This window comes from Nocardia sp. NPDC050175, from assembly GCF_044459885.1.
Lineage (GTDB): Bacteria > Actinomycetota > Actinomycetes > Mycobacteriales > Mycobacteriaceae > Nocardia.
The window spans coordinates 240,990-255,533 of the sequence record NZ_JBITJI010000001.1 but is presented as its reverse complement, the minus strand read 5'-3'; the positions used below and the strand labels follow the sequence as shown (position 1 = coordinate 255,533).

The window sequence follows — 14,544 nt, the reverse complement described above, 5'->3', positions numbered from 1 at the left end:
TCAGTCGGCTTGGCGCTGGATTCTGGGCAAGGCGATGAGGAGGACGACGCCAGTGACGATTCGCCAGACGACGAACGGGTCGATGGCGAGGCGTTCGGCGGTGCCCGCGCCGAGGCCGAGGTGGTCCGGGGCGAGGCTGGTGATCATGCCGATGATCGTCACGATGATCAAGGCGAGAGTTGTTGCGGTGTAAGCGCGGTGGGATCGGTAGGCGCGGGTGATGATGATCATGATCGCAAGGCCGGAGAGTAGTTCGAGGTAGGCGCCGGTCGGGTGTAGGACGGCGCGCAGGTGGTTGCCGCCGGGGACTTCGCCTGCGCTGCCGGGGAAGGTGCCGACCAGGGCAATGCCGAGGCAGTTGATCAGGGCGAGGTAGGGAATCGCCCGTCCGGCAAGGGTTTTCGGCAGTAGTGGGGTGAGTAGCAGCGCTGCGGCGAGCACGAGGACGCCGAGCAGCACGAACTCGGTCGACATCAGCGCGTGCCACGGCGAACAGATGTAGCGGGGCGTCGACGCGCCGTATTGCGCCATGTCACCGAAGCATTCGGGGACGCCGAGGTCGCTGATCATGTTGTCGGACCAGCTGTATGGGTGCGCGTCCTGCCAGCGGTTGCCGACGATCAGTTCGGCGATGTAGTAGCTGATCGTCAGGATCAGCAGCGCCGCTCCGGTTTTCAGGCGGGCGGTCACCGGCGGCAGGTGGTCGGCGGGACGGGGGCACCCGTGAAACGGTCGTTGATCCACGCGGTGACCAGATCGCCGCGGGCGCGCCAGGCCTCGTGCCCGCCGGGCAGCACGTGGTCGACGAGGTTGATGCCGAGGCCGCACATGTCGGCGACGGCCTGGTTGCCCCATGCGGTGTTGACCAGATCGTCGCTGTCGCCGCGCGAGATGAAGGTCGGGATGTCGGTGGCAACCTTGGGCAGGTTGCCACCGGACTCGTAGTCGTCGAGCGCCTGCCGGGCACCGTCGTCGACGAACGACGCGGCGGCGGGTGTCGCGGCCTGGCCGATGGCCAGGTCCCGCAGTGTCGTCTGGCCGGTGCAGAGTCCTTCGAGGCGCGGTGCCGCCGTGAGCAGCGCGCCGTGCAGAACCTTGTCGTAGGAGTAGTCCGGGTGGTCATAGCGAACGGCCGCCACCAGGTAGGGCAGTAGCAGGTACTGGCCGACGGTCAGCGTGTTCGTTGCCGCAGCCTTGGCGAGTTCGCTGCGCAGTGCGGGCGAGAGCAGCACATTGCCGAGGATCTTCAACTCGGGCGCGTAGGTCTTGGCTGTCTCGGCTGCGGACTCGGTGGCCCGCCCGCCCTGCGACAGCCCGACGAGCACAACCTCTTTGGTCACCGGCAAATCGAGTTGCTGCGCGGCCCGAACGGAATCGAGCACGTCGTATCCCGAGGACTCTGCTTGCAGATACGGTGCCGAGCCAGGACCATCGAGACCTTGGTAATTGGTCATCACCACGGCCTTGTGCGCGTCGAGCAGGTTGGCGACCGTGACGTCGTTGCCGAACAGCTCGGGCGAGCTCGTCGGCGCACAATCGTTGGCTACCCCGGAGGTGCCGTGCCCGTAGGCGACCAGCGGCCAACCCCCTTCCGGTGCAGTGCCTTTCGGCAAGTACACCGCGCCCGACACCTCGATAGGCGATTTGTTCGGAGAGGTGGAAATGTACCGGAAGTACGTCGCCGAACCGGCTGCCGCCGAGATCTTCGGACCGCCGTTCGTCAGCGGCCGCTGCGAGAGGAGCGTGCCCGGCTTCTGCGGCGTCTCGGCGGCGGTGTCCGAGGAGGACCCGCAACTCGCGGCCATCAGCACTGCGGCGGCGGCCAGGGAAACCCACGTCAGTGCCCTCTTCGGACGCACGATCCATTCGCTCCTTCGACTCTGCTGCGCACTGTTTGCTATCTCCGCGTCGTCACTGCCCCTGCGTCAACGTTTCGCCTGCGCACCTTGGCGTCCGGTCGAATCGCCGGCTCGTGACGTTCCCAGCAAGATCAGGATGTCCGGTGATCGCCGTCTCCGCATCGGTGAGTGAGCGGAATCTCAGTTTGCGCACCGATTCGTAACCGACCACCTGAAACTACTTCAGTCCGGACCTGACGAAGGCGTTCACGATGTGGCGTTGCAACAACAGATACATCACGAGAACGGGCAAGCATGCGAGGCTCGCCAGCGCCATCATCGGTCCCCACTGATCACCCTCGGTGCCCATGAAGCTCCGCAACCCGAGCTGCAGCACGCTGTTGCCTTGGCGAAGCACGACCGCGGGCCAGAAATACTCGTTCCAGGCATTGATGAACAGCAGGATGCCCAGCGCGGCCAGCGCGGGCCGCAGATTGGGCACGACCACGGTCCACAGGATCGACCACGACGACCGCCCGTCGATCTTGGCGGCCGCGACCAGCTCCTTGGGAAAGCTCGCCATGTGCTGACGCAACAGCAGTACAGCCAGCGCCGAGCACAGCGTCGGCAGCACGACACCGATCAGCGAGTTGATCAACCCGAGCTGGGTGAGCAGCACATAGTTCGGCAGCATGGTCACCTGGAACGGCACCAGCCAGGTACCGACGAACGCCAGATACAGGATCTTCTGGAACGGGAACGTGTACATCGCGAACGCGTAGGACGCCAACAGCGCGACGAGCAGCTGACCCACCGCGGACAGCGCCGCGATGAAGAAGGTATTGCCGATCAGCCCGGCCACGTCGACCTTCTCGGCCGCGTCGGTGTAGTTGGCGAACGAGATCGGCCAGGGAATCGGCGACAGCGAGGTGACATCCTCCGGCCTGCGCAGCGAGGTGGCGAACAGCCAGTAGATCGGGAAAATACACACCACGGCGGTCACCGCGAGCAGCGCGTGGCTGCCTGCGGCGCGCAATCGATCAATCATCATGGAAGGCAACCTTTTCCGAGATCCACACCAGAATCCCGGCGATCACACCGAATCCGGCGAACAACAGCACTCCAGCGGCCGCGCTGAGCCCGGCGTCGAAACTGTGGAAGGCGTAATCCCACAGCAGGTAATAGATATTCGTGGTGGCCTGCGAGGGACCGCCCTGCGTCATCGAGTCGATGAGCGGGAAAGTCAGCACAGGACTGAGCAATACGGTGGTGAGAACCAGGAACATCACGGTGGGCGACAGCAGCGGCAGCGTGATCCAGCGCCGGATCTGCCCCGGACTCGCGCCGTCCACCTGAGCCGCCTCGTTGTAATCGCCACTGATACCGGCCAATCCGGCCCACACCACCAGCACCGAGAACCCGAGCAGCTGCCAGCCGGTGATCGCGATGATCACCAGGTGCGCGGTGCTCACGTCGTACACCCAGTTGCGATCCGAGCCGAGCAGCTGGTCGACGAACCCGGCGCCGGGATGCAGCAGCCACCGCCAAACCGCCGCCGCCGCAACGGGAGCCACCAGGAACGGCACGAAGATGAACGCCTGATAGATCGTCCTGGCCCGCCCGTGCACCCGCTTGCTCGCCAACGCGATGAGCACCGGAAGCACCACGGTGAACGGCAACATGCCGAGGATCAGCGCACCCGTGCGGCCGATCGAATTCCAGAACGCCGGAAGATCCATCAGCCGTGCGTAATTGCCGGTACCGACCGGCTTCATCGGCGAGGTCGGCAGCAGATTCCAGGAGTAGGTGGACAATTCGAACGCCTGCACCAGCGGCCGGTAGGTCCACACCACGAGCAGGAACAGCGCGGGCGCCAGATACAAATAGGGCACCACGCACCGCCCCGCCCGGCGGAACCGGGCGAGGCGGTGCGGCGGCGGCACCGGGGAAGTGACCGGCTCGGCCACGTCCTCGGCGACGCGCGGGGTTTCGATGACGAACATCGAGCTACCTGGTCTCGGCCGCGGCCAACGCGGCGAGCTGATCGAGCACGTCCTGTTCCGTTCTGTCGTAGACGGTTTCGGCGGGAGTCGCCTCGATCGCGGTGGCCACCAGCGACGATCCGAGCAGATCGATGCGGCTGTACCCGAATCCGACCAGCCCGCGGTGCCGTCCGACCGGCGCGATCGGATCGATCCGATACGACAGTGCGGGCCCGATCCAGACCGGGATGCCGCCGAGCGCGGACGCACCGGTCAGGTGGTTGTGCCCGCAGATGATCAGCCGCACGTCCGATCCGGAGAGCACCTCGTCGAGCAGCTCGGGCTGTTCGAGTTTCAGGTACTCGGTGGTCGCGATCGGCGACGGGATCGGCGGGTGGTGCAGCACCAGCAGCGTGCCGTGTTGCGCCGGTCGGCGCAGCTCCTCGGCCAGCCAGTCGAGCTGTTCCGGTTCCAGCCGTCCGTCGTGCCGGCCCGGGGTGGAGCTGTCCAGCGCGATGATCCGCAACCCGGCCACCTCGGTGACACTGTCGTGCGTGACATCGGGATCAATTGCGGCAGCATCGTTTCCGAACAACTCGGTGCCGAACGCCGCGCGCTCATCGTGATTCCCCATCACATACACCGTCTGCGCGCCGAGCTCGGCGGCCACCGGCTCGACCGCGTCACGCAGCCGCCGGTACGCCTCGGGCGACCCGTTGTCGGTCAGGTCCCCCGACAGCACCAGCGCGTCGATTCGCTGTTGCGAGGCCCGCAGCTGCTGCAGCACATGGGTGAGGTTCTCGTAGGTATCGACCTTGCCGTGCACCTTTTCACCGGCGGGCCGGATGTGGGTGTCGGTGAGCTGGACGATCGTAACCGGCGTGTTCATGCTGTGTCCGTTCATGAGACCGGCAGCAGTTTGGCGCCCTGCTCACGCGCTTCGGTCAAGGTGGCCTGCGGGTCCTTGCCCTGGAACACGATCGCCTCGACCGCGTCCATCATGCCGTCGCGGATCTGCAGGTAGTTGGTGCCCGGCATGGAGATCCACGGCTCCATGTTCGCCAGCTGGGCGACATTCGGCTGTAGCAGCGGGTTCTTCGCGGACCAATCCTTCAGTCCGGCAGGGTCATCCATCAGACCGGTGCGCAGCGGCAGGTAGCCGATGCCCTGCGCGATCTTGGTGTAGGCGTCTTCGCTGGTGAGGAACTTGATCAGCTCCCAGGACGCCCGCTGCTTGGCCGGGTCGTTCGACAGAATATGCAGGGAGGCGCCGGAATTCGTCGGCACCGTCGGCTTGCCTGCGTAGCTCGGCATGGGCGCGGCCCGCAGGTCCCATTTGTCCTTGGCACCGGTGGTGAAGGTGCCCTGGATCGAGCTGGTCTCCAGGATCATGCCGATATCGCCGCGGGCGAACGCCTCGTAGCCCTGCTTCTGGTTGAGCTTGGGCATGCTGCCCGACTCGACGAGCTGCTGTTGCTGCCGCGCGACCTCGACGACGGGAGCGTCGGCGAAGGTCAGCGACTTGCGGTCCTCGGAGATGACCCGGCCGCCATTGGACCGGACCAGCGACTGGAAGCACCAGTCCTTGGCGGTCTTGGTCAGGCAGTCGACGTAGATGCCGCCCTTACCGGTCTTGCTGGTGATCGCGCTCGACGCCTCGGCGACCTGCTGCCAGGTGGTCGGCGGCTTGGCCGGATCGAGCCCGGCCTCGGTGAACAGCGAGGCGTTGAAATACAGCACCGGCGTGGAGAAGACGAACGGCACGCCGTAGGTGTGGCCGTCCCAATCGGCGAGGGTGCGGGCTTTCGGCGCGAATGGGTACTTGGCGCCGTCGAAGTTGCGCTGGACCTCCTGCTTGGAGACCAGCGTGTCCAGCGGCTTGGCGCCCAGCTGATGGACGGTGTAGTCCAGGTCGCTGAAGCCGAGCTGCGCGACGTCCGGCGGGGTGCCCGCGACCGTCTGGTTCTGGATGCTGGAGATGGTGTCCGTGGCCGGGTTCGGGCTGTTGCCCTGCGGCTTCTGCGCGGTCACCGTGATGTTCGGGAACTTCTTGCGGAAGTCGCCGATGAGCGTGTTGAAGGTATCGGTCCACGCTCCGGCGAGTCCGTAGTTGTAGGACTCGAACACGATGGCCACGTGCTGATCCGGCTTCAAGTCCGGGATCTGTGCGGTGCTGGAGTTCGAATCTGTGCTGGTGCTCCCGAGTCCGCCGCAAGCGCTGAGCGCGACGGTGGTTGCGAACACCATGCCCAAGATGGGCGCGGTGCGGTTCACGGTGTTCTCCTCATTGTTCGGTGCTGTCGGACAGCGTTGTCACGAGTCAGGCGACGGCGACGACTGCGTCGGCGCCCTCGCGTAGCGAATCCGGCTGTGGCTCTTGCCAGGTCATGCGCAGGCCGGATTCGGGGTCGAAGAGGTGGATATGGGCGGGATCGACGCGCAGCCCGATGCTGTCGTCGGCGTGGACCTCTGCCGGCCGCGGTGCGCGGGCACAGAGCGTGTGGTCGCCGGTGGTGAAGTGGATCAGTTCCTCGCTGCCCAGGTTCTCGACCATGGTCACCTCGCCGCGGATGTCCGCTGCGGTGACGTCGAGCCGAAGCTGTTCCGGGCGGATACCGGCGATGACCTCGACCGAGGTGCCGAAATCGGCAGCGGTGATGGCCAATTCGACATCGATGCCGTCGGCCACCAGGAACAGCTTGCCGCTGCGTTCGGTGACGACACCGGGGAACAGGTTCATCGGGGGAGCGCCGAGGAATCCGGCGACGAAGGTGGACCGCGGCCGGTCGTACAACTCGGTCGGCGTGCCGACCTGCTCCACCTGCCCCTCGTTGAGCAGCGCGATCCGGTCCGCCATGGTCATCGCCTCGACCTGGTCGTGGGTGACGTAGAGGAACGTCGCTCCCAGCCTGCGGTGCAGCGCGATCAGCTCGGCGCGGGTGGCGCTGCGCAGCTTGGCGTCCAGGTTCGACAGCGGCTCGTCCATCAGGAAGGCGCCGGGATCGCGAACCATGGCGCGGGCCAACGCGACTCGCTGCCGCTGGCCGCCCGACAGCGCGCCTGGCTTGCGCCGCAGCAGCTCGCCGAGGCCGAGGATGCCCGCCACCTCGGCCACCCGCTCGGCGATCTTCGTGCGCGGCGTGCGCCTGGCCCGCAGCGGGAAGCCGATGTTCTTGGCCACCGTCAGATGCGGGTAGAGCGCGTAGCTCTGGAACACCATCGCCAGGTCGCGCTGCTGCGGCGCCCGGTGCGTGATGTCGTTGTCGTCCAACAGGATCAGGCCGCCGGTCGGATCCTCCAGGCCCGCGATCATCCGCAGCAGCGTGGACTTGCCACACCCGCTGGGCCCGAGCAGCACCAGGAACTCGCCGTCGGCGATGTCCAGGCTCACCTCGCGCACCGCGTAGGTCGCGCCGAATTGCTTCGACACCTTGTCAATTCGCAGTCTTGCCACCAGTTCTCCTCAGCCGGGCAGTTCGCCGGCGACAATCCAGGTCGCGACACGGGCCGCGATCGCCGGGGAATCCTTGACCCAGGTGAAGTGATCGCGATGCTCGACCGGCGAGTCCTCGTCGATGTGCCACTGGGTGACGCGCGCCTTCGGCATCCGGGAGACCAGGAAGTCGACATTGGACTTCGGGCCGAGCACGTCGTCGGACAGCGAGATGACCAGCACCGGCGCTGTCATGGTGCGCAGCAGCGTGTTGTACTGGCGCGCACTGCCTTTGGGGCGGTAGTAGCTGGTGAGCGAGTGCATCGCCCAGTCCCGCATGACGCCGCCCGGCATCGGCGCGGGGATCAGCACGCCGCCGGGCCAGTGGCCCTTCCAGCGCGCGACCAGGCCGATCCACTGGATCTGGCTCAGCGCCTCGAACCAGCGTCGCGGACCGAACGCCCACCAGAACACCGTGCCGGTGCCGATCACGGTGACTCCGGCGACGCTGTCCGGCTCGGCGGCGGCGAACAGCAGCGCCACCTGCCCGCCGAGGCTGTGCCCGAACAGGTGGATCGGCGCGTCCGGAAAGCGGTGCCGCACAGCGGCGACGATCGCGGGCATGTCGATCTCCAGCATCTCCCGATAGCCGAAGTTGCGGTGCAGCCCGAGCTCGGGCTTGGCCTCGCCGTGCGCCCGCAGGTCGCAGGTGGCGACCGAAAGGCCCTGGGCGTTCAGCTCTTTCGCGAGCGACAGGTAGTTTTTCGCCTTCATCGCCATGGCGGGCAGGATCAGCACCACCGGCGCGTCGGCCTTCTTGCCCGGCAGGAAGCGGACGGTGAAGGTGACCTCGTCGGAGGTCGTGACGGTGGTCGATTCGAGGCCGGTGAATTCCGAGCCCTTCTTGGGTGCCGCGGTGGTCACCGGTCCGTCTCCGGGATCGTCACATCGCACACGTAGTCGAAGGTGAACTTGGCGACCACCACATCGCCGTCGTCGACCAGGGAAGCCTTGCCGGACAACTCGAATCGGTTCGACACGCTGGTGCTCAGCACCTCGGCGAGCTCGCGCCGGTCGACCGTGGCGATCGCGCGGATCCGGCCGACGGCGGGCTTGCGGTAGGAGGCTGTGCCCGCCCGCAGCACCAGGCGCTCGATGGTGGACAGGCGCCGGGCGGCCGCACCGACGAACGCCGCGGCGCCGCCGATATCGGCGGCGGTGAACAGCGCACCCGCGTGCACGGTGCCCATGTGGTTACGGACGCCGTCGACGGCGGGGATCTCGACAACGGCCCGCTCCGGGCCGATCTCGGTGATCAGGGTGCCGACGTGGCGGCCGAACGGCACCATGTCCTGTGACACAGCCCGCAGGTATTCGTAGTCGACGGCGGCACCGTCGAGTTCGGGGTAGGCGGCGGCGAAGCCGGCGATCTCTCGCGTGGTCATGCGGTACTCCCTGCTGTGTCGGAATGCGGTGGCGCGGTGGTCTCGCGAGATGCGAGGCGCTGGTGCGGTGCGGTGGTGCGGTGCGGTGCGATGACACGGTGACGCATGCTGGACTCAGCGATTCCGCAACGCACGCCGGGCGATCGACCAGCGCAAAACCTCAGAAGGTCCCTCATAGATCCGGAAAGCCCTGGCCTCCACCAAGAACCGCGCTACCAGGTAGTCCTCGCAGACACCTAGGCCGCCGTGCAGCTGCACCGCACGATCGAGCACCCGCCACACCGCCTCGGAGACGAAGGTTTTGGCGATCGACGCGTCGTGGCGTGCCTGCGATGACGTGGGTCCCTGTGCGTCGATGGTCTCGGCCGCGGTGCGGATGACGCCGCGGGCGGCGGCGATGTCGATCTCGTTGTCGGCGACCATGCCCTGGGCCAGGCCGTGTTCGGCGATCGGCACACCGAAAGAGGTTCGGGTGCTGATGTGTTCGATGGCGAGGTGATGCGCGCGCACCGCGAGTCCGAGCCAGTTCATGCAGAACACCAGCCGGGACGGGGCGAGCCGCACCTGGGCCAGCGCCAGTCCCTGGCCGACCTCGCCGAGCACGGCGGAATCGGGGACGACGCAGTCGGCGAAGGTGATCTCGCAGTGTCCGCCGGGGGCGCTGGTGTGGTCGAGGGTCGGCATCCGGCGCCCGACCTTCAGGCCCGGGTTGTCCTGGTCGACCAGGAACATCGTCGGTCCGTCACCGGTCCTGGCCACGCAGATGGTGAACGCGGCGCCCTGCGCGCCGGTGGTGAAGTGCTTGGCGCCGTTGATGATCCAGCCGTCGTCGGTCTCCTCGGCCACCGTCTGCAGCATGCCGGGATCGGAGCCCGCGCCGGGCGCCGGTTCGGTCATGGCGATCGCCGAGCGCACCTCACCGGAGGCCAGCGGCGCGAGGTAGCGCTCCTGTTGCTCGGCGTTGGCTACGTGGGCGAGCAGATGGATATTGCCGTCGTCGGGTGCCCAGGCGTTGACCGCGATCGGGCCGAGCAGGCTGGCACCGGCCGCCTCCAGCACCTGGGCCTGGGCGCGGGTGTCCAGGCCGAGCCCGCCGTACTTCGGGTCCGACAGCGGGCCGAACACGCCCGCCTCCTTGGCCTTCTTCTGCAGGTCGAGGCGCAGCGCGTCGTCCATCACCCGCCCGTCGACGATGACCTCGCGTTCCACCGGAACGACCTGGTCACGAATGAACTGGGTGGTTTTGTCCACCAATTGCCCCACAGTCGTCATGGCGCCAGTTTCGGGGCCGCGGGGTCGTCTGAGTCGGGGCGATAGTCAACGTCGATCGCCCGAATCGACTGGGCTTTTTCTTGGTGCGTTGCCAGGGGATGTCCGCGACGGTGAGCTGGCCCGATCAACCCCGCGAAAGAAGGTAGGGATGACTGAAATTCCGGTACGGGTGTCGGCTCGCCGTGACGAGGCCGAGGGCGTGTTCTCGCTCGAGCTCTCCGCCGAGGCGGGCGGGGAGTTGCCGAGTTGGACACCGGGCGCGCACATCGATGTCGCTGTAGGTGCCGCGGGTGTCCGTCAGTATTCGTTGTGCGGTGATCCGGCGCAGTCGAGCCACTGGCGCATCGCGGTCTTACACGAGCCCACCGGCCGTGGCGGATCGCATCATCTGCACAGTACCGCTCTTCCCGGTACTGTGCTGCGAGTGTCGATGCCGCGCAACAATTTCGAGCTGGTTGATTGCGAGCGGTATGTTTTCCTGGCGGGCGGCATCGGGATCACGCCGATCCTGCCGATGGTGGCCGCTGCCGATGCGGCAGGCGCACGGTGGTCGCTGTATTACGGCGGTCGCACGCGCGCGCACATGGCCTTCGCCGACGACCTCGCGAACAAGTACCCGGCCGCAGCGTTGTTGCCGCAAGACGAACACGGCCTGCTGCCGCTGGCCGACATCCTGGCCGAGCACAGCGATGCCGCGGTCTACTGCTGCGGGCCGGAGCCGTTGCTCGCCGCCGTCGAGGCAGAGGGTGCGCGACAGGGGCTGTCCGTACACCTGGAGCGATTCGTGCCCAGGCCAATGGAATTCGCGCCGAACGAGTCCTTCGAGGTCCGATTGGCAGGCAGCGGTAGAACTTTCCGGGTCGGCTCGAATCAGTCCATCGCCGATGTGCTGGAGCGGGCCGGTATCGGTATCGTCACCTCCTGCCGCGAAGGCGCCTGCGGCACCTGCGAAACAGCCGTTCTCGCAGGCGATATCGACCACCGCGATTCGCTGCTCACGGCCGACGAGCAGGCGCGGGGCAACACCATGATGCTGTGCGTTTCGCGGTCCAGATCGGATGTGCTCGTGCTGGATCTGTGACTCGGTCCGCACGGTGTGCCACCGGCCGCCGGGCATTGACTTGTCGGCGCGATCCGCGACCGGCACGCGGCACGCTCGGCGTGCCGAATCTCCACAGGAAGAAGGTATAGATGAGGAAAATCGTTGCGGTGGCTGCAGGAGTGGCCGCCGCAGTCGGCATCGCCGCCGGCACGGCCGCGGCACAGCCCGCCGGTGAGGACGCGATCGATTTCACCGCCAACGCGACCGCGACCCAGACCGTCGTCAAGACCGACGGTGGCTCGATGGTCGTCGAGGACGGTGTCTTCAAGATCAAGGCCGCCAACGGCAGCACCCTCACGGGTACGCCGCTGAAGTTCCGGGTCGACGAGTTCGAGTTCCCGATCGCGGCCGATATCGCGGATCACACCGCGACGCTGACTCCGCAGTTCGAGATGGACAAGGCGACCTACAAGCCGGTCGCTCTGCCGTTCGAGGACAAGGCGCCGTGGAAGACCGACTACGACCGTGAGCAGGCCGCCTGGACCCGCATGACGAGCACCATCTCGATGGGTGCCACCATCGGCACCCTCGTCGGTGGCCTCGGCGGCGCGGCCGTCGGTTGCGTGCTCGGCGGCATCCTCGGTGCCACCGCCGCCGCTGCCACCATCATCGGCATGTTCGGTCCGTTCATCCCGGCCGCGGCCGTCGGCTGCCTCGGCGGCATCATCGCGGTCGGCGCCCTGGGCACCGTCGCGGGCCAGATCCTGGTGACCGCGCCGGTCGCCATCGGTGCGGCTATCCAGTACTTCGCCACTATCGCCCAGCCGCCTATGCCCCCGGCGCCCCCGGCCAAGTAGGTAGTGGAGAAGATCCCAACGGCGTTCGTTGGGGGACACTCGGCCCCGTCCGGTCTACCCGACCGGGCGGGGTCTTGTTCGTGTTCGGCTGTCGATCGGCGGGAATCCGTGCTATCGAGGATGGATGAAGCCGACGCGGTCGTCGTATGACGTGGTGGTTGTGGGTGGTGGTCACAACGGATTGGTGGCCGCCGCGTATCTGGCGCGGGCCGGGCGGTCGGTGGCGGTGCTGGAGCGGCAGTCCGGTACCGGCGGAGCGGCGGTGTCGGCGCGGGTGTTCGCCGGGGTGGATGCGCGGTTGTCGCGGTACTCGTATCTGGTGAGTTTGCTGCCTCGGCAGATCGTCGACGAGTTGGGGTTGTCGTTCGCGACGCGGCGTCGGCGGATTTCGTCGTATACGCCGGTGGGGGCCGGCGGGTTGTTGGTGGACACCGGTTCCGCGGAGCGCACGCGGGAGAGTTTCGTTCGATTGACCGGGTCCGATCGGGATTTTGTTGCGTGGCAACGGTTTTATGCGATGACCGGGCGGCTGGCCGAGCGGGTGTTTCCGACATTGACGCAGCCGCTGCCGTCGCGGACGGAGTTGCGGAGCATCGTCGACGACGAAGTTGCTTGGGAGGCGTTGTTCGAGCGGCCGCTGGGGGAGATCGTGGAGTCGGAATTCGCCGACGACACGGTGCGTGGGGTCGTGCTGACCGATGCGCTGATCGGAACGTTTACGCACGCGCACGATTCGACGCTGCGGCAGAACCGCTGCTTTCTGTATCACGTCGTCGGCGGCGGCACGGGGGACTGGGACGTGCCGGTGGGCGGCATGGGCGCGCTCACGGACGCACTCGCCGAGGCCGCGCGCGCTGCGGGCGCGGAGATCGTCACCGATTGCGCGGTCACCGCGATCGAAACCGATGGTCGCGCAGCCGAAGTGACCTATTCGGACGGTGTGGTGGGTGCGGGCCATGTGCTGGTAAATGCCGCTCCGCACGAGCTCGCGCGGTTACTCGGCGAGGCGTCGGAGGCGAAACCCGAAGGCGCGCAACTCAAAGTCAACATGTTGCTGAATCGCCTGCCTAGGCTACGCGACACCTCGGTCGACCCGCGCGAAGCGTTCGCCGGGACCTTCCACATCGGCGAATCGTACACACAGCTGGACCGCGCCTACGGCGAGGCGGCGATCGGCCGGATTCCGTCCGCGCCACCGTCGGAGATCTACTGCCACACGCTGACCGATCCGTCGATCCTGTCGCCGGAACTGGCGGCGCAGGGCGCGCACACCCTCACCCTGTTCGGATTACACACACCGGCAAAGCTTTTCGCCAAGGATCCGGCGGCAGTGAAGGCCGAACTCGTGAAAGCGACCATAGCCCAGCTGGATTCGGTCCTGGCCGAGTCGATCGCCGATTGCCTCGCCGTCGACGAGAACGGCGAGCCATGCCTGGAAGCGAAAACCCCGCTCGACCTCGAACAGGAGGTAGGCCTACCGGGCGGCCATATCTTCCACCGCGACTTGGCCTTTCCTTATCGAACGGACGATTCCGAGACAGACCCGGCCGCACGGTGGGGTGTCGCGACCGGGCACCGCAATGTCCTGCTCTGCGGCGCGGGCGCGATCCGAGGCGGCGGCGTCAGCGGCATTCCAGGTCACAATGCCGCCATGGCCGTACTCGAACCGCGCCCGTAGCGCGTCAGACCTTCGGCGCAAGCACGACCTTCGCGCTGCGACCCGGGCTTTCGGTGGCCACGGCCGCGTCGGCCGCCGCATCCAGCGGGTAGACGGCCTCGACGTCGAGCTTCAGCACGCCCTGCGCCGCGGCGGACACCAGCTCGCCGATCAGCCGCCTGCGATCCTCGGGCGAGGTCTCCTCGATCCGCTTGGAACCCCAGAAGCCCTTGACCACAGTCTGCTTGAAGATGAGGTCACTCGGGCTGAGCGTCATCGGCTGGCCGGACAGCGCACCGAACGAAATCAGCTCGCCCTTGGGGGCCAGCAAGGCCATCGCATCGCTGGCCGCGCGTCCGCCCACCTGATCGACGGCGCGCACGATCGGCGCACCCGACGTGGCGGCGACGGCCGCGTCACGCCAGCCCTCGACCTCGGTGTCGAAGACCGGCTCGAAGCCCGCGGCCTGCAGCGCCTCGACCGATTTCGGCCCGCGCACCAGGTTCAGCACCTTGACACCACGCTGCCGCGCAAGCACATTCACCAGCCTGCCGACCGCGCCGTTGGCGGCGTTGATCGCGATCCAGTCGCCGGCGGCCACCTCGAGATCCTCGAGCAGCATCAGCGCGCTGAGCGGCATGGCCAGCAATTGGGCGGCGGTCTCGTCGGACACCGCATCCGGTACCGGCACCACCTGAGCGGCCTTGGCGACGAAGTAGTCGGCCCACACGTTCTGCGCGCCGGAGACGGTAACCCGTTGGCCGACAGTCAGTCCGGTCACGCCGGCGCCGAGCGCGTCGATCCGGCCAACACCCTCGGTGCCCGGGATGGCGGGCAGCGGCGGCTTGTACCCGTACACGCCGCGAACGATGGCGAGGTCGTGATTGTGGATGGGCGCGAGGATCAGCTCGACCCGCACCTCACCCTCGCCGGGTTCGGGCTGCGGCCGTTCGGCCGTGTTCAGTACGTCCTTCGGTTCGCCGAAGCTTTCGATAACTACCGCACGCATGCTTTGCTC

At 67.1% G+C, this 14,544-nt stretch carries 14 protein-coding genes; 3 read left to right on the top strand and 11 right to left on the bottom strand.

Translation table 11 applies throughout. From position 1 onward, the window contains the following. The 10 genes from ACIBK2_RS01140 to ACIBK2_RS01095 form a co-directional block, all read right to left on the bottom strand. Nucleotides 1-690: a DUF998 domain-containing protein gene (locus tag ACIBK2_RS01140; RefSeq protein WP_396962289.1), complete on the bottom strand. Its 690-nt coding sequence runs from the start codon at nt 688-690 to the stop codon at nt 1-3. Then, nucleotides 687-1,859, bottom strand: a complete 1,173-nt coding sequence (locus ACIBK2_RS01135) for a lipase family protein (RefSeq protein ID WP_396962287.1) — start codon at nt 1,857-1,859, stop codon at nt 687-689. The genes ACIBK2_RS01140 and ACIBK2_RS01135 overlap by 4 nt, the downstream gene beginning before the upstream one ends. A 217-nt stretch (nt 1,860-2,076) precedes the next feature. Beyond that, the gene (locus ACIBK2_RS01130) at nt 2,077-2,889 is read right to left on the bottom strand and encodes a carbohydrate ABC transporter permease (protein WP_396962285.1); all 813 of its coding nucleotides are present in this window, start codon (nt 2,887-2,889) and stop codon (nt 2,077-2,079) included. Continuing rightward, entirely contained in the window at nt 2,879-3,841 is a 963-nt protein-coding gene (locus tag ACIBK2_RS01125) for a carbohydrate ABC transporter permease (RefSeq protein WP_396962283.1), read from the bottom strand. The genes ACIBK2_RS01130 and ACIBK2_RS01125 overlap by 11 nt, the downstream gene beginning before the upstream one ends. A gap of 4 nt (nt 3,842-3,845) precedes the next feature. Beyond that, nucleotides 3,846-4,709 (bottom strand): metallophosphoesterase, encoded by an 864-nt coding sequence (locus tag ACIBK2_RS01120; protein ID WP_396962281.1) that lies wholly within the window; start codon nt 4,707-4,709, stop codon nt 3,846-3,848. An 11-nt stretch (nt 4,710-4,720) separates the two neighbouring features. Next, nucleotides 4,721-6,094 (bottom strand): ABC transporter substrate-binding protein, encoded by a 1,374-nt coding sequence (locus tag ACIBK2_RS01115; protein WP_396962279.1) that lies wholly within the window; start codon nt 6,092-6,094, stop codon nt 4,721-4,723. 46 nt (nt 6,095-6,140) lie between these two features. Then, nucleotides 6,141-7,274: an ABC transporter ATP-binding protein gene (locus tag ACIBK2_RS01110; protein WP_396962277.1), complete on the bottom strand. Its 1,134-nt coding sequence runs from the start codon at nt 7,272-7,274 to the stop codon at nt 6,141-6,143. A gap of 9 nt (nt 7,275-7,283) precedes the next feature. Continuing rightward, nucleotides 7,284-8,177, bottom strand: coding sequence for an alpha/beta fold hydrolase (locus tag ACIBK2_RS01105; protein ID WP_396962274.1), 894 nt, complete (start codon nt 8,175-8,177; stop codon nt 7,284-7,286). Then, on the bottom strand, nt 8,174-8,698 hold the full coding sequence (locus tag ACIBK2_RS01100) for a YiiD C-terminal domain-containing protein (protein ID WP_396962272.1): 525 nt from the start codon (nt 8,696-8,698) through the stop codon (nt 8,174-8,176). The genes ACIBK2_RS01105 and ACIBK2_RS01100 overlap by 4 nt, the downstream gene beginning before the upstream one ends. Before the next feature lie 114 nt (nt 8,699-8,812). Next, nucleotides 8,813-9,970, bottom strand: coding sequence for an acyl-CoA dehydrogenase family protein (locus ACIBK2_RS01095; protein ID WP_396962270.1), 1,158 nt, complete (start codon nt 9,968-9,970; stop codon nt 8,813-8,815). A 148-nt stretch (nt 9,971-10,118) separates the two neighbouring features. On the opposite strand from ACIBK2_RS01095, the gene ACIBK2_RS01090 reads away from it, so the two are divergent. The 3 genes from ACIBK2_RS01090 (at nt 10,119) to ACIBK2_RS01080 (ending at nt 13,547) form a co-directional block, all read left to right on the top strand. Continuing rightward, nucleotides 10,119-11,051 (top strand): PDR/VanB family oxidoreductase, encoded by a 933-nt coding sequence (locus tag ACIBK2_RS01090; RefSeq protein WP_396962268.1) that lies wholly within the window; start codon nt 10,119-10,121, stop codon nt 11,049-11,051. Between the two features lie 110 nt (nt 11,052-11,161). Then, a complete protein-coding gene (locus ACIBK2_RS01085) occupies nt 11,162-11,869 on the top strand; it encodes a hypothetical protein (RefSeq protein WP_396962266.1) in 708 nt (235 codons plus the stop codon). A 124-nt stretch (nt 11,870-11,993) separates the two neighbouring features. Continuing rightward, nucleotides 11,994-13,547, top strand: a complete 1,554-nt coding sequence (locus ACIBK2_RS01080) for a phytoene desaturase family protein (protein ID WP_396962264.1) — start codon at nt 11,994-11,996, stop codon at nt 13,545-13,547. A gap of 4 nt (nt 13,548-13,551) precedes the next feature. Here the strand turns inward: ACIBK2_RS01080 and ACIBK2_RS01075 are convergent, their stop codons facing one another. Next, the gene (locus tag ACIBK2_RS01075; protein WP_396962262.1) at nt 13,552-14,535 is read right to left on the bottom strand and encodes a zinc-binding dehydrogenase; all 984 of its coding nucleotides are present in this window, start codon (nt 14,533-14,535) and stop codon (nt 13,552-13,554) included. Nucleotides 14,536-14,544 lie beyond the last annotated feature (9 nt).